The 21,986-nt window shown below is 66.9% G+C and carries 19 protein-coding genes, 1 tRNA gene and 1 pseudogene; 3 read left to right on the forward strand and 18 right to left on the reverse strand.

Translation table 11 applies throughout. From position 1 onward, the window contains the following. Positions 1–391 precede the first annotated feature (391 nt). From ACT6UX_RS28615 to ACT6UX_RS28655, 9 genes and pseudogenes are all read right to left on the reverse strand, one after another. Positions 392–865: a glutathione peroxidase gene (locus ACT6UX_RS28615; RefSeq protein ID WP_444778560.1), complete on the reverse strand. Its 474-nt coding sequence runs from the start codon at positions 863–865 to the stop codon at positions 392–394. Between the two features lie 14 nt (positions 866–879). Beyond that, a complete protein-coding gene (locus tag ACT6UX_RS28620; protein WP_444778561.1) occupies positions 880–1,554 on the reverse strand; it encodes a sulfite oxidase-like oxidoreductase in 675 nt (224 codons plus the stop codon). An 8-nt stretch (positions 1,555–1,562) separates the two neighbouring features. Next, complete coding sequence (locus tag ACT6UX_RS28625; protein ID WP_444778562.1) at positions 1,563–3,098, reverse strand: acyl-CoA synthetase; 1,536 nt, start codon at positions 3,096–3,098, stop codon at positions 1,563–1,565. Positions 3,099–3,243: 145 nt separating this feature from the next. Continuing rightward, positions 3,244–3,735: pseudogene (locus ACT6UX_RS28630) on the reverse strand (TetR/AcrR family transcriptional regulator); the annotation flags it as partial. A gap of 62 nt (positions 3,736–3,797) precedes the next feature. Beyond that, positions 3,798–4,970, reverse strand: coding sequence for an isovaleryl-CoA dehydrogenase (locus tag ACT6UX_RS28635; RefSeq protein ID WP_444778563.1), 1,173 nt, complete (start codon positions 4,968–4,970; stop codon positions 3,798–3,800). A 25-nt stretch (positions 4,971–4,995) separates the two neighbouring features. Beyond that, positions 4,996–5,439, reverse strand: a complete 444-nt coding sequence (locus tag ACT6UX_RS28640) for a hypothetical protein (RefSeq protein WP_444778564.1) — start codon at positions 5,437–5,439, stop codon at positions 4,996–4,998. A gap of 25 nt (positions 5,440–5,464) precedes the next feature. Next, a complete protein-coding gene (mgtE, locus tag ACT6UX_RS28645) occupies positions 5,465–6,826 on the reverse strand; it encodes a magnesium transporter (protein ID WP_444778565.1) in 1,362 nt (453 codons plus the stop codon). Beyond that, positions 6,823–9,105 (reverse strand): NADP-dependent malic enzyme, encoded by a 2,283-nt coding sequence (locus tag ACT6UX_RS28650; protein ID WP_444778566.1) that lies wholly within the window; start codon positions 9,103–9,105, stop codon positions 6,823–6,825. Before ACT6UX_RS28650 ends, mgtE begins: the two co-directional genes overlap by 4 nt. A gap of 91 nt (positions 9,106–9,196) precedes the next feature. Then, positions 9,197–9,281: transfer RNA gene (locus ACT6UX_RS28655), tRNA-Leu, on the reverse strand. A gap of 88 nt (positions 9,282–9,369) precedes the next feature. On the opposite strand from ACT6UX_RS28655, the gene lipB reads away from it, so the two are divergent. After that, positions 9,370–10,047: a lipoyl(octanoyl) transferase LipB gene (gene lipB / locus ACT6UX_RS28660; protein ID WP_444778567.1), complete on the forward strand. Its 678-nt coding sequence runs from the start codon at positions 9,370–9,372 to the stop codon at positions 10,045–10,047. Here lipB and ACT6UX_RS28665 read toward each other — a convergent pair. The 9 genes from ACT6UX_RS28665 to ACT6UX_RS28705 all read right to left on the reverse strand — a co-directional run bounded on the left by ACT6UX_RS28665 (position 10,025) and on the right by ACT6UX_RS28705 (position 19,476). Next, complete coding sequence (locus ACT6UX_RS28665; protein ID WP_444778568.1) at positions 10,025–10,306, reverse strand: acylphosphatase; 282 nt, start codon at positions 10,304–10,306, stop codon at positions 10,025–10,027. The two genes, lipB and ACT6UX_RS28665, sit on opposite strands and share 23 nt — an antisense overlap. Before the next feature lie 4 nt (positions 10,307–10,310). After that, positions 10,311–12,263: an acetyl-CoA carboxylase biotin carboxylase subunit gene (locus ACT6UX_RS28670; protein ID WP_444778585.1), complete on the reverse strand. Its 1,953-nt coding sequence runs from the start codon at positions 12,261–12,263 to the stop codon at positions 10,311–10,313. A gap of 119 nt (positions 12,264–12,382) precedes the next feature. Beyond that, entirely contained in the window at positions 12,383–12,577 is a 195-nt protein-coding gene (locus ACT6UX_RS28675) for a hypothetical protein (protein WP_422015712.1), read from the reverse strand. A gap of 34 nt (positions 12,578–12,611) precedes the next feature. Beyond that, positions 12,612–14,144 (reverse strand): acyl-CoA carboxylase subunit beta, encoded by a 1,533-nt coding sequence (locus ACT6UX_RS28680; protein WP_444778569.1) that lies wholly within the window; start codon positions 14,142–14,144, stop codon positions 12,612–12,614. A 48-nt stretch (positions 14,145–14,192) separates the two neighbouring features. Next, positions 14,193–15,065: a phosphonopyruvate hydrolase gene (locus tag ACT6UX_RS28685; RefSeq protein ID WP_444778570.1), complete on the reverse strand. Its 873-nt coding sequence runs from the start codon at positions 15,063–15,065 to the stop codon at positions 14,193–14,195. An 8-nt stretch (positions 15,066–15,073) separates the two neighbouring features. After that, a complete protein-coding gene (locus tag ACT6UX_RS28690; protein WP_444778571.1) occupies positions 15,074–15,790 on the reverse strand; it encodes an ATP12 family chaperone protein in 717 nt (238 codons plus the stop codon). A gap of 71 nt (positions 15,791–15,861) precedes the next feature. Further along, entirely contained in the window at positions 15,862–16,416 is a 555-nt protein-coding gene (locus ACT6UX_RS28695) for an STM3941 family protein (RefSeq protein WP_444778572.1), read from the reverse strand. An 8-nt stretch (positions 16,417–16,424) separates the two neighbouring features. Continuing rightward, on the reverse strand, positions 16,425–18,434 hold the full coding sequence (locus ACT6UX_RS28700; RefSeq protein ID WP_444778573.1) for an AsmA family protein: 2,010 nt from the start codon (positions 18,432–18,434) through the stop codon (positions 16,425–16,427). A gap of 37 nt (positions 18,435–18,471) precedes the next feature. Beyond that, complete coding sequence (locus ACT6UX_RS28705) at positions 18,472–19,476, reverse strand: RluA family pseudouridine synthase (protein WP_444778574.1); 1,005 nt, start codon at positions 19,474–19,476, stop codon at positions 18,472–18,474. Positions 19,477–19,511: 35 nt separating this feature from the next. Between ACT6UX_RS28705 and ACT6UX_RS28710 the strand changes: the two genes are divergently transcribed. Together ACT6UX_RS28710 and ACT6UX_RS28715 are read left to right on the forward strand one after the other, a co-directional pair. Continuing rightward, entirely contained in the window at positions 19,512–20,402 is an 891-nt protein-coding gene (locus ACT6UX_RS28710) for a dienelactone hydrolase family protein (RefSeq protein WP_444778575.1), read from the forward strand. Beyond that, positions 20,402–21,925 (forward strand): L,D-transpeptidase family protein, encoded by a 1,524-nt coding sequence (locus ACT6UX_RS28715; protein ID WP_444778576.1) that lies wholly within the window; start codon positions 20,402–20,404, stop codon positions 21,923–21,925. Before ACT6UX_RS28710 ends, ACT6UX_RS28715 begins: the two co-directional genes overlap by 1 nt. Positions 21,926–21,986: the final 61 nt, after the last annotated feature.

The following is a 21,986-nucleotide window of genomic DNA, read 5'->3' on the forward strand; positions in this document are numbered from 1 at the left end:
GCTCGTCGTCGGGAGCCGGGCTTATATGGGTACCCCCGATGACCGTCAACGGGAATCTTGGGGAAAACGCTGCCCTCCTCGGAGGACGGCGTCTTCCGACGGGTAGCGGGGCTCGTATCCACCGAGACCGGCGCCTCTAATGTAGGCACTCACATGCGCCTCGCAAGGCCACAAAACCGCAGAGGCATGCGCGGCAACCGATTGATTTACCGACATTTTGTCGAGAAGCCGCCTGGGCAGGCGCTCACGCTTCGAAACGCGCGCCGGCGTTTACCCCGGGGGTGCGACTCTCACTTCGATTATTTCGTTTATTTCGGTTGTTTCGTTTATTCGCCGGGATCCCGGCTTTTCGACGGCCCGCCAGCTTCAGGCCATCACACTCGCAGATGCTTTACAGCGCGGCCTCGATCGCCGCGGTGATCTCGCTGGAAACCGGCCGAACGCGGCTCGGCCAGGCACCTTGCAGGCTGCCATCCTTGCCGATCAGGTATTTGTGGAAGTTCCACTTGGGCGCCGCACCCTCGCCCGCCTCGGCCGCGATCCACTTGTAGAGGTCGTGGGCTTCGGGACCGATCACCCTCTGCTTGGCGGTCATCGGGAACGTGACGTCGTACATCGATTGGCAGAAGGTCGCGATCTCGCCTTCGCCGCGCGGCTCCTGCGCGCCGAAGTCGTTGCAGGGCACGCCCAGCACCACGAGGCCGCGCGGACCGTAGGTCTCATGCAGGGCCTGGAGGTCGGTGTATTGCGGCGTGAACCCGCAATAGGAGGCGACGTTCACGAGCAGGATCGGCTTGCCGGCCAAGGTCTTCAGATCGAGCGGCTTGCCGTCGATCGCGGTGAAGCTGAAATCGTGCGCGCCCATGTCAGGCCTCCCTCTCAAGGTTCGTCGTCGTAACGCTGCTCGCGCCACGGATCGCCATAGTTGTGATAGCCGCGAATCTCCCAGAATCCCGGTTTGTCGAACACCGAAAACTCGATGCGCTTGATCCACTTGGCACTCTTCCAGAAGTAGAGCTTCGGAAGCACCATGCGCAGCGGCCCGCCATGCTCGCGGCTGATCGGCTCGCCGTTCCAGTTCCACGCCAGCATGACGTCGTCCGCGGCGAAATCGGCCAGCGGGACATTGGTCTTGTAGGTGTCGTAGGAATGGAAAATCACGTGCTGCGCCGACGCCTTGGGCTTCACCAGGGCGATCAGGTCGCGGGCGCTCACGCCCTCCCACCTGTTGTCGTAGCGCGACCAGGCGGTGACGCAGTGGATGTCGGTCGTCAGCTCGGTCTTCGGCAGGGACTTGAACTCGTCCCAACTGAGGGTTGCAGGAGTTTCGACCTCGCCGTCGACGAACAGGCGCCAGGCGTGCGTGGGAATTTCGGGCTTGATGCCGAGGTCGAGCACCGGCCAGGTCTCGACCAGGCGCTGGCCGGGCGGCAGGCGTTCGGACGGCGCCGCGGTCTTGCCGGTCAGCAGGCGGCCTTCCTCGGCCCACTTCTGCTTGCTGTCGACCAGCTTGCCCTTGATCCCGCCGGACAGGGTGACGTCGTCATCGGCCATGGAACCCCTCAGATGCTGCGGCCCGCTTTCTCCCAATATGGCGCGCGCAGCTTGCGTTTGAAGATCTTGCCGGAATCCTCACGGGGAAGTGCGGCGGTGAGCTCGACCACCCGGGGCACCTTGTAGCGGGCGAGATGCTCGGCGAGATAGGCTCGCACGGATGCGGCATCGAGGGCCGCGCCAGCGGCCGGTTCGACATGGGCGCAGATCTGCTCGCCGAACTCCTCGTCGGGGATGCCGAACACGGCGCAGTCGCGCACGCCCGGCATCTGGATCAGCGCCCCCTCGATCTCCGCCGGGTAGATGTTCACCCCGCCCGAGATGATCATGTCGCGCTTGCGGTCGCACAGGAACAGGTACCCGTCGGCATCGACGTAGCCCACGTCGCCCACCGTGACGAGATCGCCCAGCGCAATCTCTCGGCGCTTGGCGTCGTCGTTGTTGTAGGTGAACTCCGAAAGATGGGGACCACGCAGGTAGATCTCGCCAACCTCGCCCTGTTTCACGTCCTGCCCCTCCTCGTCGACGATCCGCAGGATGCCGCCGGGCACCGGGCGGCCGACCGTTCCGGGCTTGCGCAACGCCTCCTCCGAGCCGTGCCAGACGACGACGCCCGTTTCCGTCGCACCGTAGTACTCGTTGATGACCGGCCCCCACCACTCGATCATCTGGCGTTTCACGGCCGGCGCGCAGGGCGCAGCGCCATGGCTGACGAACCCCAGCGACGACACGTCATGGCGCGCCCGGACCTCCGCTGGCAGCCGCAGGAGGCGGACGAACATGGTCGGCACGATGTGCATGTGCGTGATGCCGTGCCGTGAGATCAGGCGCAGCATGTCCTCGGCCTCGAAGCGCGGCTGCAGCACCATGTGCAGGCCAAGCCTTGCGCTCGCCATGCCGTAGGCCGCCGGGGCGGAATGGTACATCGGACCGTTCATCAGCACGACGATCGACGGATCGGGCTTCAGCCCCCAGAACAAGGCGGCTTCCTGGGCACCGGCCGCCTGCTGCTCAGGCGTGCTCGGCTGGCGCCGCACGCCCTTGGGCCGTCCCGTCGTCCCGGAGGTGTAGATCATGCTGCCACGCGCCGCCCGCGGCGGGCCGGTCCGCGGGGCGGACGCCGCGACGAATGCGTCCCAGGATTCGGCCCCCGCCGGCACGCGACGCTTGTCGTCCGGCACCGCGTAGGCGGCGGCGATCTCGTCCGGTGTCGAAACGGCGAAGACCTTCACGCCCTCGGGCACGCCACCGGCGATCTGCGCCAGCAGGTCGGTATGCGCCACCAGCACGCTCGCGCCGCTGTCGCGCAGGATGTAGTTGGCCTCCTCGGGCGTGAAGTGCCAGTTGATCGGCACCGCATAGGCGCCGAGCTGGCTCGCCGCCATGTTGACCTCGAAGGTCGCGAAGTCGTTGCGCAGCATCAGCGCGACGCTGCCATTCTCGCCGACGCCCAGCGCCTCGAGACCGCCCGCCGCCCGGGCGGCATTGGCCTGGATCTCGGCCCAGCTTCGGAACCGTTCGCCCGCCGTCACGCCTGGAGTCATCGTTTCTTCCCCGTCTTCCCCGTCTTCCCGTCTTGCCCGGTACGGCCAGGGCGCCCTTGAACATGAGCGTGCCGTGGTAGCCGGCGAGCGTCCGGATATCCGGCCCATGATCGAGCATGCCCGCCTGCTTCAGCATGACCAGCCCATGCGTCGCGGCCCACATCGACCAGCCGAACAGCAGCGGATCGGCGTCGATCAACCCGGCCTTCACCATGTCCTCGGCCTGGCGGGTCACGAAGCTGCGGGCGCGCTTCGACTGGCGCAGCAGCTCGGGATGCTCGTCGCTGATCGGCTGGTCGATCTCGAACATGATGCGATAGGCATGCGGTTGCTCGTCTGCGAAGCGCAGATAGGCATCGCCCACGCGGCGCGCCCTCTCGAGCGGCTCCTCGCCTCCGGCCGCCGCGGCCTCGAGCGTGTCGGCGAACCGGGAGAAGGCCTCGGCCCGCACCGTTGCGAGGATATCGGCCTTGTCCTTGAAGTAACGATAGGGCGTCTTGGGACTGCAGCCCAACGCCTCGGCCAGCTGGCGCATGGTGACGCCCTCGTAGCCGAAACGGGCGAACCGCCCGGTGGCGACCCGGCACATCTCGGCACGGAAGTCGGCGATATCCTGCTCGGTCAGATAGCGCGGCATCGAAGGCCTTTCATTCACACCGTGTACGAAAAAGCCTTCGCGCGGTCAAATTCAGTGCTCCGTCAGGCGGTTTCGGCGAACAGTTCGCGGCCGATCAGCATGCGGCGGATCTCGCTGGTGCCGGCACCGATCTCGTAGAGCTTGGCGTCCCGCAGCAGGCGACCGGTCGGGTAGTCGTTGATGTAGCCGTTGCCGCCCAGCAGCTGGATGGCGTCGAGCGCCACCATCGTCGCCTTCTCCGCGGCATAGAGGATCGCGCCGGCCGAATCCTTGCGCGTGGTCTGGCCGCGGTCGCAGGCCCTCGCGACGGCGTACACATAGGCCTTGCAGGCGTTCATCGTGGTGTACATGTCGGCGAGCTTGCCCTGCACCAGCTGGAACTCGCCGATCGCCTGGCCGAACTGCTTGCGCTCGTGGACATAGGGCACAACGATGTCCATCGCCGCCTGCATGATGCCGATCGGGCCCGCCGCCAGGACGGCGCGCTCGTAGTCGAGCCCGCTCATCAGCACGTTGACGCCCTTGCCCACCGCGCCCAGCACGTTCTCCTCGGGGATCTCGCAATCCTCGAACACGAGCTCGCCGGTCGAGGAGCCGCGCATGCCCATCTTGTCGAGCTTCTGGGCGACCTTGAAGCCCTTGCGGTCGGTCTCGACGATGAAGGTGGTGATGCCGCGCGACCCGGCCGCCGGATCGGTCTTGGCATAGACCACGACCAGCTGCGCGTCCGGACTGTTGGTGATCCACATCTTGGTGCCGTTCAGCACGTAGCGGTCGCCCTTCTTTTCGGCCCGCAGCTTCATCGACACGACGTCTGAGCCGGCGCCCGTTTCGCTCATCGCGAGGCTGCCGACATGCTCGCCGGAGATCAGCTTGGGCAGGAAGCGCTTCTTCTGCTCGTCCGTGCCGGTCCGGCGGATCTGGTTGATGCAGAGGTTGGAGTGGGCGCCGTAGCTCAGCCCGACCGCTGCCGAGGCGCGGCTGATCTCTTCGACCGCAATGACATGCTCGAGATAGCCTAGGCCCGATCCGCCGAACTCTTCCTCGACGGTGATGCCGTGCAGCCCGAGCTCGCCCATCTTCGGCCACAGCTCGCGCGGGAACCGGTCGGTCTTGTCGATCTCGGCGGCGATCGGCGCGACCTCGGTCGAGGCAAAGCGCTGGACCTGGTCTCGCAGCGCATCGGCGGTCTCGCCCAGGCCGAAATCGAACGGCGGCATCGCATTCGGGATCATGATCTGTCTTACCTATCGAGGGACATCAGGATTTCGGGTCAACCTTGACGTAGATTCGGATCAGCTTCCACTCGCCGTCCGAGGGAATGAACTCCAGCTCGAAGCGCAGGCGCGACGGCTCGGTGGGAAAGCTGCCCTTCACGACCAGCTTCCCGTCCTCGTCGACGACGGGCGCGGGATCGTAGGCCGGCGGCATGGCTGCGATGATGTCGAAGTCAGCACCGTTCGTCTGGAACTCCCGGAACGTGGCCTTGAGTTTCTCGGGCGGGAACTGCTCGCGGAACGGCTTGGAAAGTTTGGCGTGCAGCACGGCATAGTTGCCGGTCACGTTGGCGTCGTTGAGGCTGAGCAACGAACTCTTGACCAGCGCCTCCAGCACGCGGTCGGATGGCACCTTGTTCTGTGCCTGGGCCGCGGAAGCGCCCAGCATCAGGACCAATGCGGCCACGAGACGAAGGACTGTCGACACGGTTACCTCCGCCGCCAACAATAGTTCAAAGCAGGAAGATCGTCGCCAGTCCGAGGAAGGTCAGGAAGCCGGTCACGTCGGTGACCATCGTCAGGAACACCGTGGATGAAACGGCGGGATCGACGCCGATCTTCTGCAGGCCGAGAGGGATCAGCGAGCCGGCCAGCGCCGCCGCCATGAGATTGCAGACCATCGACGCGGCAATGACCGCCCCCAGCCGCCAGTCGTGGAACACGAGGATGACGCCCACCGCGAGCAGGGTGGCAAACAACAGCCCGTTCAGGCTGCCGACCATCGCCTCCTTGCCGATGAAGCGCAGCGCGTTGGCGGCCGTCAGCTCGCCCATTGCCAGCGCGCGCACCGTCACGGTGACGGTCTGGATGCCGGCATTGCCGCCCATCGAGGCGACGATCGGCATCAGGGCCGCCAGGACCACGATCTTCTCGATCGTATCCTCGAACTGTCCGATCACCACAGCGGCGACCAGCGCCGTGGCGACGTTGACCAGCAGCCACGGCGCCCGCAGGCGCGCCGTGCGCACGGTGTCGGCGTGCATGTCGTCGGAGCCGACGCCGCCCATCTTGAGGAGGTCTTCCTCCGCCTCCTCGTCGATCACGTCGACCACGTCGTCGACCATGATCACGCCCAGCAGCCTTCCGTCATCGTCGACAACCGGGCAAGAGACCAGGTTCTTGTCGCGGAAGACGTGCGCCACCTCGGCCTGGTCGGCCATGACCGGCAGCGACGGGATGTCGGGATCGACGATCTCCAGGATCGGCACGGGACGCTTGGTGCGCAGCATGCGGCCGAGCGGCACGGAGCCGCGCAGGTGGCCGTCCGCGTCGACGACGAAGATGTCATAGACGTCGTCGGGCAGATCGGTCGCCTCGCGGCAATGGTCGATCACCTCGCCCACGGTCCAGGTATCGGCCACCTTCACCAGCGACCGCTGCATCAGGCGTCCGGCCGCGTCCTCGGGATAGGCGAGCGCGCGCTCGATGTCGACGCGCTCGTCGGCGGGAATCTCCGCCAGGACTTCCTGCCGTTCCTCTTCCGTCAGGTCCTCGAGGATCGTGGCCGCATCGTCGGCCTCCAGCTCGCGGGCCGCGGCCGCGATCTCCTTGCTGTCGAGCTGCTGGAGAACGTCCTCCAGGACCTCCTCGTCGAGCTCGGTCAGGGCCTCGGGATCGAGGTCGCCCTTGAGGATGCCGACCAGCTTGTCGCGTTGATCCTCGGATATCTGCTCGAGGATGGAGGCCTGACCGGTGGCGCTGAGATTGCTCAGCAGCCCCCGCGCATCCTCCGGCCTGTCTTCGGTGAGCGCCGCCTCGACGCGCCGGACCAGGTCCGGCGTCACTTCGTCGAGATGGTCGATCTCCCCGCTCATCCACGCGCCTCGGCGAGGCGCTGCGCTTCGACCACGGCCAGGGCGGTCATGTTGAGGATGCCACGGGCGGTCACCGAGGGGGTGAGCACGTGCGCCGGCAGATCGGTGCCCAGCAGGATCGGGCCGATATGCAGCCCGTCCGCCGCCTCCTTCAAAAGGTTGAAGGATATGTTGGCGGCATCGAGCGACGGGCAGACCACGAGGTTCGCCGCTTCCTTGAGTCTCGATCGCGGAAAGACGCTGTTGCGGATGTCGACGTTCAATGCGGCGTCACCGTGCATCTCACCGTCGACCTCCAGGGTCGGCGCCCGCTGGTGCAAGATCTTCACCGCAGCGGCCATCTTCTTGGCCGAGGCATGCTCGGAGCCGCCGAAGCTCGAATGCGAGATCAGCGCGACCTTGGGCTGGAGGCCGAAGCGCAGCACCTCGTCCGCGGCCAGCAGGGTGATCTCGGCCAAAGTCTCGGGATCGGGATCGTAGTTCACGTAGGTGTCGGCGATGAACAGCGCGCGGGTCGGCATGACCAGCAGGCTGAGCGCCGCCATGTTCTTGGCCCCCTCGCGCAGGCCGATGACGTCGCGCACATGGGCGAGATGCGTGCGGAAGCGGCCATAGGCGCCGGCGATCATCGCATCGGCGTCGCCGAGCTTCACCGCCAGGGCGGCGATCAGGGTCGGGCTCGAGCGCACGAGGTTGCGCGCCGTCGGCTCGGTGACCCCTCGCCGCTCCATCAGCTCGAGATAAGCGCCCCAGTACTTGTCGTAGCGCGGGTCACTTGACGGATCGACCAGCTCGACATCGACGCCCGGCTGGAAGCGCAGGCCGAGCCGCTCGGCACGGCGGCGCACGATCTCCGGCCGGCCGATCAGGATCGGCTTGGCGATGCCCTCGTCGAGAATGATCTGCGCGGCGCGCAGGACACGATCGTCCTCGCCGGCGCTGAAGATCACGCGCTTGGGATCGGAGCGCGCCTGCGCGAACACCGGCCGCATGACCAGACCGGACTTGAAGACGAACTGGTTGAGCTGCTGGCGATAGGCGTCGAAGTCGGTAATCGGCCGCGTCGCCACGCCGCTGTCCATGGCGGCCTTCGCGACGGCCGGCGCCAGTTCGACGATCAGGCGCGGATCGAAGGGCTTGGGAATGATCTGGGTGGGGCCGAAGCCGCCGGCCTGCTCGCCAAAGGCGCGCGCCACGACCTCGGAAGGTTCCTTCCTCGCCAGCGCCGCCAGCGCCCGCACGCAGGCGATCTTCATCTCGTCGTTGACGGTCGTGGCGCCCACGTCGAGCGCACCGCGGAAGATGTACGGGAAGCAGAGGACGTTGTTGACCTGGTTGGGATAGTCGCTGCGGCCGGTCGCCATGATGGCGTCGTCGCGCACGCCCGCGACGTCTTCCGGCGAAATCTCGGGATTGGGATTGGCCAGCGCGAAGATCAGCGGCCGGGCCGCCATCCGGGCCACCATCTCGGGCTTCAGGACGCCGGCGGCCGAAAGGCCGAGGAACACGTCGGCGTCGCCGATCACCTCGCCCAGGGTGCGGGCCTGGGTGTCGCGGGCGTAACGTTCCTTCCACGGGTCCATCTGCTCGTTGCGGCCCTTCCAGACCACACCGGCGATGTCGGTGACCCACATGTTCTCGCGCGGCAGGCCGAGCTTCTCGAGCACGCCGAGGCACGACAGGGCCGCCGCGCCCGCGCCGGACACGACCAGCTTCACCTTGGTGATGTCCTTGCCGACCAGCGACAGCGCGTTGAACAGTGCGGCGCCGACGATGATGGCGGTGCCGTGCTGGTCGTCGTGGAACACCGGGATCTTCATGCGCTCGCGCAGCTTCTGCTCGACGTAGAAGCACTCCGGCGCCTTGATGTCCTCGAGGTTGATGCCGCCGAAGGTCGGCTCGAGGGCCGCGACGATGTCCACCAGCTTGTCCTGGTCGAGTTCGGCCAGTTCGAGGTCGAAGACGTCGATGCCGGCGAATTTCTTGAAGAGGACGCCCTTGCCCTCCATCACCGGCTTGGCCGCCAGCGGCCCGATCGCCCCCAGCCCCAGCACGGCGGTGCCGTTGGTGACGACGGCGACCAGATTGGCACGGGAGGTGAGTTCGGCGGCCGTTGCGGGGTCACGAACGATCTCGTTGCAGGCGGCGGCTACGCCGGGCGAGTAGGCGAGCGACAGGTCGCGCTGCGTCGCCAGCGGCTTGGTCGGAACGACCTCGATCTTTCCGGGCCGCGGCAGGCGATGGTAACGGAGGGCGCTTTCGCTGAGTTCATCCGCCAAAGCTCATCTCCTCGCCTGAAAAACAAAAGGGCCGCCAGTTGGGATTTACCAACAGGCGGCGACCTCTCGTCTACCTTATTCGATCCGGCGATGGTGCGGCCAAGAAGACTCGAACTTCCACGCCTCGCGGCACTAGCACCTCAAGCTAGCGCGTCTACCAATTCCGCCATGGCCGCGCCGGTCGATGGCGCGGGGGATACCAAATCGTCCCTCCAGTGGCAAGGCAGGCTTGCACAAAGGTCGGGAACTGCCGATTTTGCCACAATGAACAGGCTCGAATGGCGTATCTCCGACGATGCCGTCCCCTATGACGAGGCTCTGGCCACCATGGAAGCGCGGGTCGCGGACATTCGCGCCGGACGGGCGGGCGAAATGGTCTGGCTGCTGGAGCACCCGCCGCTCTACACGGCGGGCACCAGTGCCCGGACCCAGGACCTGCTGCAGCCCGCGCGCTTTCCGGTCCATGTCGCGGGCCGCGGCGGCCAGTACACCTATCACGGCCCCGGCCAGCGGGTGGCCTATGTGATGCTCGACCTCAGGGCGCGCCGCCAGGACGTGCGCCGCTACGTCGCCGACCTCGAGGAATGGACGATCCGCACGCTCGGCCGCTTCAACGTCAAGGCGGAGCGCCGGGAGGGTCGCGTCGGCGTCTGGGTCGTGCGCCCGGACAAGCCGCCCCTGCCCGACGGCAGCCCGCGCGAGGACAAGATCGCCGCCATCGGCGTGCGCATTCGTCACTGGGTGGCGTTCCACGGCATCTCGATCAACGTCGAGCCCGACTTATCGCACTATGCAGGAATCGTTCCCTGCGGCATCGCCGACCACGGGGTCACGTCGCTGGTCGACCTCGGCCTGCCGGTGACCCTTGCCGACCTCGACGCGGCCCTGGCCGAGACCTTCCAGGAAGTGTTCGGCGAAATCAGGCCGTCGGCCGCCGCGTAAAGCCCGACGGCAGGACATCGAGGTCGACCGGTTCGACATCGACGGCGTCGACCCGCGCGAGGGTCGGGCCGCGGCGGCAGGCTTCGATCATCCGGCCCACCGCCTCGTCGTCACCGACGACGAGCGCCTCGACCGAACCATCGGTGCGGTTGCGGACCCAGCCGCTCAGGCCGAGCCGCTGCCCCGTGGCCACCGCCCAGTCGCGATAACCCACGCCCTGGACCCGGCCGGTGATCGCCAGACGCGCCTGCAGCGCCATGACGTCAGGCGAACTCGATGATCTTCTGGTCGACCCTCAGACTGTCGCCGGCCTTGGCGTGCAGCGTCTTGACCGTGCCGTCGCGCGTGGCGCGCAGCACGTTCTCCATCTTCATCGCCTCGACCACGGCCAGCGCCTCGCCCGCCTTGATCTCCTGGCCTTCGCTCACAGCGACCGAGGCCAGCAGGCCCGGCATCGGCGAGAGCAGGAACTTCGAGGTATCGGGCGCCGCCTTGACCGGCATCAGCGCGTAGAGCTCGGCCTGGCGCGGCGTCAGCACCAGCACGTCCGCCTGCCCGCCTTCATGCGTCAGGCGCCAGCCGGAGCCCAGTGCATCGACCTGCACCACCACCGTGTGCTGGTCGACCTTGGCCCGCATCAGCGGCTCGCCGGGTGACCAGCCGGACTCGATCTCGATCCGGCGGGCGTCGATGTCGACGGCGAATTCGAGGCCGCCGCCGCTCACGGACACCGGCATTGCCGTGCGATTGAGCATGACGACCCGCTCGGACTGCGGCGCGCCGGAGCGATGGGCATGGATGCGATCCACGACCGCCGCGACCGCCGCCAGAACTGCCGGGTCCTTCGGCGGCAAATGCTCGGCCGTGAAGCCGCCCTTGAATTCCTCGGCGATGAAATTGGTCGTGAGCTTGCCCGCCCGGAACCTCGGATGCGCCATCAGTGCGGCGAGGAACGGCACGTTGTGCGAGACGCCGCGGACGTAGAACTCGTCCAGCGCCCGGCGCATGCGGTCGATTGCTTCGTCGCGAGTCTTCCCGTGCGTGCACAGCTTGGCGATCATCGGATCGTAGAACATCGAGATCTCGCCGCCCTCGTAGACGCCGGTATCGACGCGCACGTCGGGTCCCGCCTCGGGCTCGCGGTACTTCACGAGGCGTCCCGTGGAGGGCAGGAAGTTACGGAACGGGTCCTCGGCGTAGAGACGCGCCTCGACGGCCCAGCCCTGCAGCTTCACGTCCTTCTGCTGGAACGGCAGCTTAGCCCCCGCCGCCACGCGGATCATCAGCTCGACCAGGTCGAGGCCGGTGATCAGCTCGGTCACCGGATGCTCGACCTGCAGGCGCGTGTTCATCTCGAGGAAGTAGAACTTGCGATTCTTGTCGACGATGAACTCGACGGTGCCGGCGCTCTTGTATTTTACCGCCTTGGCGAGCGCCACGGCCTGCTCGCCCATCGCCTTGCGCGTCTTGGCGTCGAGGAACGGGCTCGGCGCCTCCTCGATCACCTTCTGGTGGCGACGCTGGATCGAGCACTCGCGCTCCCAGAGATAGACGCAGTTGCCGTGGCCGTCGGCGATCAGCTGGATCTCGATATGGCGCGGCTCCTCGACATACTTCTCGATGAACACGCGATCGTCGGCGAACGAGGCCTTGGCCTCGTTGGTCGCCGAGCCGAACCCTTCATGCGCCTCGGCGTCGTTGTACGCGATGCGCATGCCCTTGCCGCCGCCGCCGGCCGAGGCCTTGATCATGACCGGATAGCCGATCTTCTGGGCGATCTTCACCGCCTCGTCGGCATTGGGAATCGCCGCGAGATAGCCGGGGACCGTGCTGACGCCGGCCTTCTGCGCGAGCTTCTTGGACTCGATCTTATCGCCCATGGCGTAGATGGCATGAGCGTCGGGACCGATGAAGGCGATGCCGGCTTCGGCAAGCGCCTTCTGGAAGGCTTCCTTCTCGGACAGGAACCCGTAGCCCGGATGCACCGCCTGCGCGCCCGTCGCCTTGCAGGCCTCGACGATCTTGTCGATCAGCAGGTAGGACTGCGCCGAGGGCGGCGGTCCGATCAGCACCGCCTCGTCGGCCTCGCGTACATGCAGCGCGTCGGCATCGGCCTCCGAGTAGACCGCGACGGTCTTAATACCGAGCCGCTTGCAGGTGCGGATGACCCGGCAGGCGATCTCGCCGCGGTTGGCGATCAGGATCTTGTCGAACAACGGTGCCTCGGCAACGGGCTTCGCGGCCGGCGCCTTCTTCGCTACCGCGACGCTCTTGGACGCTTTCTGGGGCGCGCTCTTGGCGGCGACCTTGGCGACCTTCTTCTTGGCGGCCATGCTCACATTCCTTCTTTTCTGCGATCGAAGAAGCCCTTGGCCCACATTGAGTGCGCGCCGATCAGGGGCAACCAGACGATGAGGACCCAGAGCCACCACGGATACTGGCGACTCACGATGAAGTTCAGCGGGATGATCACGAGCAGCGCGAGAAGCCCGACCATCAGGTGCTTGCGCACGATCCGGCCGCGCCTCATGCGCTCCTCGGGAGAGAGATGCACGCGGCGTCCGTCACAGAGGCAGGTTGCCGTGCTTGCGCCAGGGATTCTCGAGCTTCTTGGTCTCGAGCGTGGCCAGCGCCCTGCAGATACGACGGCGCGTGCCGTGCGGCATGATCACGTCGTCGATGAAGCCCCGATTGGCCGCCACGAACGGATTGGCGAACTTCTGGCGGTATTCCTCGGTGCGCGCCGCGATCTTGTCGGCATCGCCGACATCGGACCGGAAGATGATCTCGACCGCGCCCTTGGCGCCCATCACCGCGATCTCGGCGCCGGGCCAGGCATAGTTAACGTCGCCGCGCAGGTGCTTCGACGCCATCACGTCATAGGCGCCACCATAGGCCTTGCGGGTGATCACCGTGACCTTCGGCACGGTGGCCTCGGCATAGGCGTAGAGCAGTTTGGCGCCGTGCTTGATGATGCCGCCGAACTCCTGCGTCGTACCCGGCAGGAAGCCCGGCACGTCGACGAAGGTCACGATCGGGATGTTGAAGGCGTCGCAGAAGCGCACGAAGCGCGCCGCCTTGCGCGAGCTGTCGATGTCGAGGCAGCCGGCCAGCACCATCGGCTGATTGGCCACGAAGCCCACCGGACGGCCGGCCATGCGGCCGAAGCCCACCACCATGTTGGCAGCCCATTCCGGCGACAGTTCGAAGAAGTCGCCTTCGTCCACGACCTTCAGGATCAGCTCCTTGATGTCGTAGGGCTTGTTGGGGTTCTCCGGCACCAGCGTGTCGAGCGAGAAGTCGTCGCGATCGATCGGGTCGAGCGTCGCGCGGACCGGCGGCTTCTCGCGGTTGTTCGAGGGCAGGAAGTCGACGAAGCGGCGAAGCTGCAGCAGCGCCTCGATGTCGTTCTCGAAGGCGAGGTCGGCTACGCCCGACTTCTGCGTGTGCGTGAGCGCGCCACCCAGCTCCTCCTGGGTCACCGTCTCATGCGTGACGGTCTTGACCACGTCGGGGCCGGTGACGAACATGTAGGAACTGTCCTTCACCATGAAGATGAAGTCGGTCATCGCCGGCGAATAGACGGCACCGCCGGCACAGGGCCCCATGACCATCGAAACCTGCGGGATCACGCCGGACGCCAGCACGTTGCGCTGGAACACGTCGGCATAGCCGGCGAGCGAATCGACGCCCTCCTGAATGCGCGCGCCGCCCGAATCGTTCAGGCCGAGCACCGGTGCGCCGACCTTCATCGCCATGTCCATGATCTTGCAGATCTTGGTGGCGTGCATGCCGGACAAAGCACCGCCGAAGACCGTGAAATCCTGGCTGAAAACGTAGACCAGCCGGCCGTTGATGGTGCCATGGCCGGTGACCACGCCGTCGCCCGGGATCTTCTGATTCTCCATGCCGAAATCGATCGAGCGGTGCTCGACGAACATGTCGTATTCCTCGAACGATCCCGTATCGAGAAGTGCATCGATCCTCTCGCGGGCCGTCAGCTTGCCCTTGGCATGCTGCGCCTCGACGCGGCGCTCGCCGCCGCCGAGACGCGCGGCTGCCCGCCTGCGCTCGAGTTCTTCCAACATTTTCTGCATCAAAATCTCCGGCCCTCGGTCAGTTTTCGGCCAATAACGCCATCACGTCTAGCGGAGGAATCGCTTCTCGTTGTCCTTCACCGTTCCCATTCCCTGCAAATCGAATACCGCGTCGACCGAGGCAATACTCGCCTCGACACCGTGAATGCCGCCGTCGCGGCGGATCTGCGCGAAGGTCGTACGCATCGCCGCGACCGCGGCACGAATCGCGTGGTTGCCCCAGATCAGCAGGCCGACCTTCTTCAGTTCCTTCACCCGCGCCACCGTCATCTGCGGATAAGCGGTCGGCACCAGTGCGATCGGAACCTTGCCGTCCCACGCCTTGATGAAGGCCTCGATCTCGTCCGGTGTCTTCTGCTTGGAATGGACCAGGATCAGGTCGGCACCCGCAGCCTCATAGGCCCGCGCCCGCTTCAGCGCCTCCTCCTGCCCGAGGCCGGCGATCAGCGCCTCGGTGCGGGCCACGAGAACGAGATCGGGATCGCGCCGCGCCGAGCGCGCCGCCTCGATCTTGCCCTGGAACTCCTCGATGCGGACCATGTCCTGGCGGCCGCCGGCGATCAGGCTGGTGACCTTGGGGAAGCTCTTGTCCTCCATCACGATCGCACCGACGCCGGCGCGCTCGTACTGCTCGACGGCGTAGAGGACGTTGATGGCGTTGCCGAAGCCGGTGTCGATGTCGGCCACCACCGGCAGGCCCGAGCGGTCGGCCATCGCGCGGGTCATATCGAGATGCTGGGTCATCGAGACGATGCTGACGTCCGGCACGCCGTACATGGCCGACAGTTCGAAGCCGGAGGCCCAGATCGCGTCGAAGCCCGCCTCCGCCGCCAGCATCGCCGAGAGCGGGCTGTGCGCCGCCATCGCCTCGACCAGGCCCTTCTCGGCCATCACCTTCCGCAGCCTGGTGCCCGCTCCCATGATCCCCCTCAGCCGCGCAGACGCGCGTTTTCCAGAAGTGAAAGAAAGCGCGCGCACGCCTCGATGTCCCGGCGCACACCCTCGCGCTGTTTTTCCGCGATCGGATCGTCGCCCCAGCGATCCACCTGGTAGAGTTCGTCCATCTGGGCGGCGGCAAAGGCGCCGGCCGCATCGAGGCGCCCCTCAGACACCGCCAGCGCGATGACCACCGATCCCGCCGTGTGGGTGAGATTGTAGAGCGCCGACAGGGCCAGGTCGCCGTGCGACGCTACTGCCTCGTGGAGCCGCGCCATGGCCTCGGCCGCCTGTTCGACGAAGCCGATCCCTTCCGCGGTCACCAGGCGGGCGCCGTGGCGCTCGGCCGCCCAGAGGAGCAGCGGGTCCCAGCGCTCGCACTGCAACCCGACCAGGCTGTCCGGCGCGGCGGCGCGATAGCAGAGCAGGTCGGAAGACGCGTACTTGGAGGTGTCGGCGATCACCTCGTCGCGACGCGCCATGACCCTGTCGATGCCGGTCGCGGCGAGGCGCGTGAGCGGCAGATGCGCGGCATTGATCTCGGCCTTGTCGGGCACCGCCGCCCATTCGGCGGCGATCGCCTCGGCGAGCACCCGCGTCGGGACCACGAGAACTGCTTTGGCGGGCGTCCGCATCGGTTTGCCGTCGAGCAGGACGCGAAAACCGCCCTCGCCCTCGTCTACGCCCGTATCCTTGTAGAACCGCTTCATTCAGCTCCTGAACAGCACTGGTGTCCACGATACGAAACTGCCGCATCACACCTTACGACCGCGCGAGGGGCTTACATGGGAGGTGGGCCTGACGACAAGGCCCCCGCTTCGGCCCGTTTCGCCTCCGAAAAATACAGCCGGATGACCCGCAGGAGCTCCGCCGGGTCCGCTTGAAGCGACCCGCTTGTGAAAGTCACGGGGCTTCCGGCCAGGCGCCAGTTGATGGACTTCGCCAGCCGCTGAAGGCCATTTCCGCGCGCAATGTACTTTTGAGGATCGCGCAGCCGGATCGAGAGGAAGGCTCCGCCCCTCCCCAAACCTTCCCTGATTTCGCTCACGTCCGCCCAATCGACCCAGCCAAAGGCCAGGCCCGTCGGGCGAAAGAGGAATCCCTGGCGATTGATCACGAGCCCCGGCTCTTTCCCGCTCAGGGTTCTCAGGTGCGCCCATCCCAGCAACAGGAAGAAGAAGACGCCAAATCCCAGCACGAGCTGGTGAAACGAGTTCGATCCGACACCCGGTGCGGCCAGGAGCATCCAGCCGGCCGCCACCGCCATCGCGAGGCTGGCGATCGCGAGAAAGCCGACCTTCGAACGACTGATGGGCACCGAGAGTTCGGGCGTCATCTCTCCCGTCACGGCCTGCCTTGGCTGCGCTGCGGACCGGGGGTCTTCGCTTGCGGCCGCGACGCCCGCTGGCGGACGTCCGACGTGGGTGCCGGCAGCTGCGCCCGCAGCCCGGGCCGAAGCGCCTCGACCCGGGGCGCCAGGACGGCGCAGGCATTGGCGCCGGCCTGCCGGCCGGCCTGCGCCAACTGCGCGACCAGGCTCGGAATCGGGCCGCCGCCGACCAGCAGCTTGGAGAGGTTGGGATCGACGGCGCTCGCCGTGGCCTTGCCGGGGCCGCCCTTGATGCGCATCGGCACGGCCAGCGCGGCGTTCTGATGGTCGCGCGCCTCGGGCGCCAGCATGAATTCCCAGTTATCGGTGCGCAGATGCAGATAGCCGCCGCCCACCAGCACGCCGCGGGGCGTGTCGACGACCAGACGCCGGAGGTTGGCGACGCCGCCGCTCACCTCGAAACGGCCGGCGATGCAGTTGAACGGTATGCCGGCATCGCTGCCGCCCACGAGCCTCTGGGTCTCCGGCGGCCAGTTGACGAGCTGATTGTGCGGCCACAACCCCTTGCCCATGGCGATATCGATCGAGCCGTTGGCCGAGTTCAGCGCGTCGCGCGTCGTGCGCCCACCACCGCGCAGGCGCAGGTCAACGTCGGCGACGCCGTCACGCAGCCCAAGATCGAGGCCGAGCAGGGGCGACAACTCGCCGAGGGAGACACGGTTCGCCGTCGCCGTCAGCGTGGTCTGGCCCATCCGTCCGGCCGGGTCGTAGACGAGATCGACACCCGCCGAGCCGCCGCCGACGGTCGCGGCCGCGCGGAAGGTGAAGCGCGTCTCGCCGGAAGCCAGCGTCACCGAGGCGTTCTGCATCTTGGCGCCCAGCCCCACGACTTCGCCCAGCCTCACCGTCACCGACAGGCTCGAGCGGCCAAGCCAGTTGGCGGAGAACGGCAGGGTCGGAATGAGCCGCGGCGGTGGCGCGGACACCTGAGCCGGTGCGGCGGGCGCGGCGATGGCGGGCGGTGCCTTGAGTTCCGACACGTCGAGGCGGGTCACGTCGGCATTGACGATGACGGTGGGCGTGCCCTTGCGGTCGACGCGGAACAGCGCCTCGCCGGCCGCCTCGCTCGAGCCGACCTTCAGTGACGTCACCTCGACCTTGAAGCCGTTGCGCTGGGTCGAGGCCTTGGCGTTCATCACGTAGGGACCGCCCACCGGGACGGGAAGGCGAATGTAGGGCCCGAGGACCGAGACGTCGCTACCTTCGGAATTGATCTGAAGCGACGTGCCTTTGGCGTTGATGCTGCCCTTGATCGAGATTCTGCCGTCGCCGAATCCCCCCTGAAGGTCGATGTTGCCCGGGAGCCCGGCCATCCAGCCGTTGAACGAGCCGGCGGTGCCGGTGAGGTCCATCGGCACGCCCTGCGCCACGCCGAACCTCCCCTCGACCTGCAAGGTCTGGTTAGGGGCCTGCGCCTTGAAGGTCGCGTTCTGCACGTCGATCACCACCGGCGGCCGGCCCGCTCCTTCCGACACGGTCAGGACGGAATCGCGGACTTCGACGGTATTGATCCAGGGAAAGGCCGCGGACGTGCGGAGCCGGAGCGACCGGTTCTCGCCGGGATGCGGTCCCGACCCATCGGGCGGCGGCAGCATCTCGAGGCTGCTGTCGCCCACCTCGTTGCGCTCGACCGAGATATCGGCGCCCTCAAGCAGGATCCGCCCGATCTTGACATCGCCAAGGAAGAGCGAAAACGGATCGAGGAACAGCGTCATGCGGCGCACGCGCGCCAGGTCGGGCCGTGACCCCCACGCGGCATTGGAGAGCGTGACGCCTTCGGCGACCATCGCGGGCTCGCTGCCCAGCCGGACGGAAAGCGGCACGCGGGCCGCCAGTTCGCGCCCCGTGACCTTGCGCACTTGCTCGGTCAGCCGCGCCTGATAGCGCGACAGGTCGCGCGTGGCGGCCCAGACGACGCCGACGACGGCGGCGATCGGCACCGCCACCGCCGTGATCACCGCCACGCGCCTCCAGGGTATCCGCATTATGGTGGATTCTCTCTCAAACACCGTCCGTCGAGAAGCCAAATGCCTCGACGGTGCGGCGGAAGTGAGGAGGCAGCTCGGCCACCGCCGTCAGCTCGCCCTTGCCCGACGGGTGCGGCAGCGCCAGGCGGCGGGCATGCAGATGCAGCCGGCGCCCCTCGGCGACCGCCGCCAGCAGAGCTTCCTCGCCGCCATACTTGCGATCGCCCAGGATCGGGCATCCCATCTCCGCGCAATGAACGCGCAGCTGGTGCGTGCGACCGGTGCGCGGCCAAAGCGCCAGCAGCGCGGCGCGCCGGCCGGCGCGATCGATCTCGCGGAAGTGAGTGAGCGCCTTCTGCCCGTTTTCCTCGTCGACCTGCATTAGCTCGCGGTCGCGTGCCCCGGGGCGCTTGGCCAGCGGCAGGTCGATGGTGCCCTCCTTCTTCGGCGGCACGCCGACGACGATCGCCCAGTAGAGCTTCTCGGTCTCGCGGTCCCGGAAGGATTCCGCGAGGCGCTTGGCGGCCTGACTGGTGCGCGCGATCAGCAGCAGGCCGCTCGTATCCTTGTCGAGCCGATGGACCAGGCGCGGCCGCTGTTCGAAGCCGAAACGCAGCGCATCCAGCATGCCGTCGATGTGCTTTTCGGTGCCGCTGCCGCCCTGGACGGCCAGCCCCGGCGGTTTGTTCAGCACGATTACGTGCTCGTCGCGATGGATCACCATCCGCTGGATCTCGGCGGCGTCGCGGTCGGAAACCGTCGGCTTCGCCTCCGTTCGCGGCTTGGGCACTGGCGTATTCGTGACCCCGGGCGGCAGACGGATCGACTGGCCGGGCTCGACCCTGTCCTTGCCCTCGGCCCGCTTGCCGTCGATCCGGACCTGGCCGGTACGCAGGAGCTTTTGCAGCGCGCCGTGGCTCAGCTCGGGGAAATGACGCTGGAACCAGCGGTCGAGGCGCATGCCGGCCTCGTCGTCGATCACGGCGCGATTCTGGACCTTGGTCTGTTGGCTACCACCACTGGCGGGGCTGTCACTCATGGCGCACAAACTACGGGACAAGCTACACAGGGTCCATGGAATCGGTGTCCTTCGACACGCTGACGTTCGACCATCCGACGGCCTGCCGTCCGGCGCGAATCTCCGCGACCCTGCACATTCCGGCCGACCGTCCGGAGCCGCTGCCCTGCATGGTCATCCTGACCAGCAGCGCCGGCGTCCAGCGCCATCGCGAGCACTATTATGCCGACCTGCTGAACGCGGCCGGCGCCGCGGCGCTGATCGTCGACAGTTTCCGAAGCCGCGGGGTGCGGCGCACCGTGGCCGACCAGAGCCTGGTCTCGGCGGCGCAGATGGAGGGCGACGCCTTCGCAGCCCTCGCCCTGCTGCGCGCCGATCGCCGCTTCGATCCGGAGCGCATCGGCATCATGGGCGTCTCCAAGGGCGGCGTGGCCACGCTCAACACGGCCCTCGCCGTCCGCCAGCGGTGGCGTCGCGGCTTCCCGCACCTCTTCGACATCCATGTCGCCCTCTGCCCGGGCGCGACGGCCCAGCATCGCGACGCCGCCACCCACGGACGGCCGATGTTCTTCATGCTGGCCGCCCGGGACGACTACACGCCGGCCGAACTGGCGATCGAATATGCCGAACGCATGCGGGCGGCCGGCAACGACCGGATCCGGGTGAAGGTCTATGGCGGCGCCCATCACGGCTGGGAATCGCTCGGCCCGGTCTTCGACATCAAGGACGCCGAGAACTGGTCGTGCTGCCGCAACATCATCGAGGATGACGGGCGTCACTTCGTGCCCTCGCTCGGGCTGGCGATGGACGAGCCCGAATTCCAGGCCTGGGCGCGACAGCATTGCGTCACCCGCGGCGCGCGGGCGGGCGGAGGAACGGCCGATCTGAAACAGCGCGCCAGTGCCGACCTCGTGGCCTTCCTCGCCGTTCACGGATTCGTGCGCTGATGGACGAATCGGGCGATTCTGCGTATACTTCAGGTGTGAATCGATCGCATTTTTTCGCCGCTCTCTTGGCGTTCGCGCTCTCCTTTTCGGGAGCATCCTCGTCCTACGCTTCAGGCGTCCTGTGGACCGGATCCGGCCCTGCCTCGGCACGTGCCGAGGCCTTGCTGAAGGCGCTGCAAAGCGCCGGCGAGCATGGGCTGGATCCCGCATGGTACAATCTCACCGAAGTCGAGAAGGCCATGGCCCCGGGTGCCGACCCGGCCGCTGCCGAAGCCCTGCTGTCGGCGGTCTTCGTCGCCTACGCGAGCGACGTCTCGACCGGCCGCGTCCGCGCGAACCGGGTCGACAAGGAAATCGACATCATCCAGCGCAAGGCCGACAAGGCGGCGTTGCTGCAGGCGGCGGCCGATGCCCCTGACTTCGCGGCCTACCTGGCTTCGCTGCCGCCGAAGGGAGATTACCCTGCGCTGCAGAAGGCTCTGGCGACCTGGCGCGAGAAGAAGACCCGCACGACCTACACCGCCATGCCCGACGGCAGCGCGCTCAAGCCCAACATGATCGACACCCGGGTGCCGGCCTTGCGCAAGCGCCTGGTCGAGCTCGACTTCACGGTGCCGCCCGCAGGTCCGATCGTCGACCTCTACGACGAGCCGCTGGTCGGCGTGGTGAAGTCTTACCAGGAGATGAAGGGCCTGACCGTCGATGGCGTCATCGGCGCCAAGACCGTGCGCTCGCTCAACACCACGATCGACGAACGCATAGACCAGATCGTTGCCAACCTGGAGCGCCGCCGCTGGCTGCCGGAGGATCTCGGCAGCCGCTTCGTCTACGTGAACACCGGCGACTACTCGATGGTGTTCGTGAACGAAGGCAAGATCGCCTTCCAGAGCCAGGTCATCGTCGGCACACCGAAGGACCCGACGCCCGAGATCCAGTCGACCATGCGCGGCTTCCAGACCAACCCGTACTGGACGGTGCCGCCGTCGATCGCCGGCGAGGAGTATCTGCCGATCCTGCGCCGCGATCCCAACGCTCTCTCCGGCAGTGGGTTCAAGATCTTCGCGAGCTGGAGCAACGACGACGAGATCGACCCCAACACGATCGACTGGAGTTCGATCCATCCCAAGGCCTTCCCGTATCGCATCCGTCAGGATTCGGGCGCGTCGAACGCGCTGGGCTACATCTTCTTCCCGTTCAACAACAAGTACGGGATCTACATGCACGACACGGCCAGCCGCTGGCTGTTCACCGAGGGCAGCCGCAACTTCAGCCATGGCTGCATCCGCCTGCAGAACCCGCTGGACTTCGTCGAGAAGGTCTTCAACGGCAAGAACGGCTTCAACAAGGACCGGGTCCAGCAGGTGATCAGGGACGGCCAGCAGGCCCACTACACCTTTCCCGAACCGATCACGCTCTACGTGACCTACCGCACCGTCAGCGCCAACGCCGACGGCGTGCCGACCTTCCGCGACGACGTGTACGGTCGTGACCGCAGGGTCGTGCGGGCGATGGCCAAGCCCTGAGGTTCGGCGCGATCATTCGTCCTTCGGCGCTCCCGGACATTGCTTCGCAATGTCCTGACGC

The sequence above is a fragment of the Reyranella sp. genome (assembly GCF_052439685.1).
Lineage (GTDB): Bacteria > Pseudomonadota > Alphaproteobacteria > Reyranellales > Reyranellaceae > Reyranella.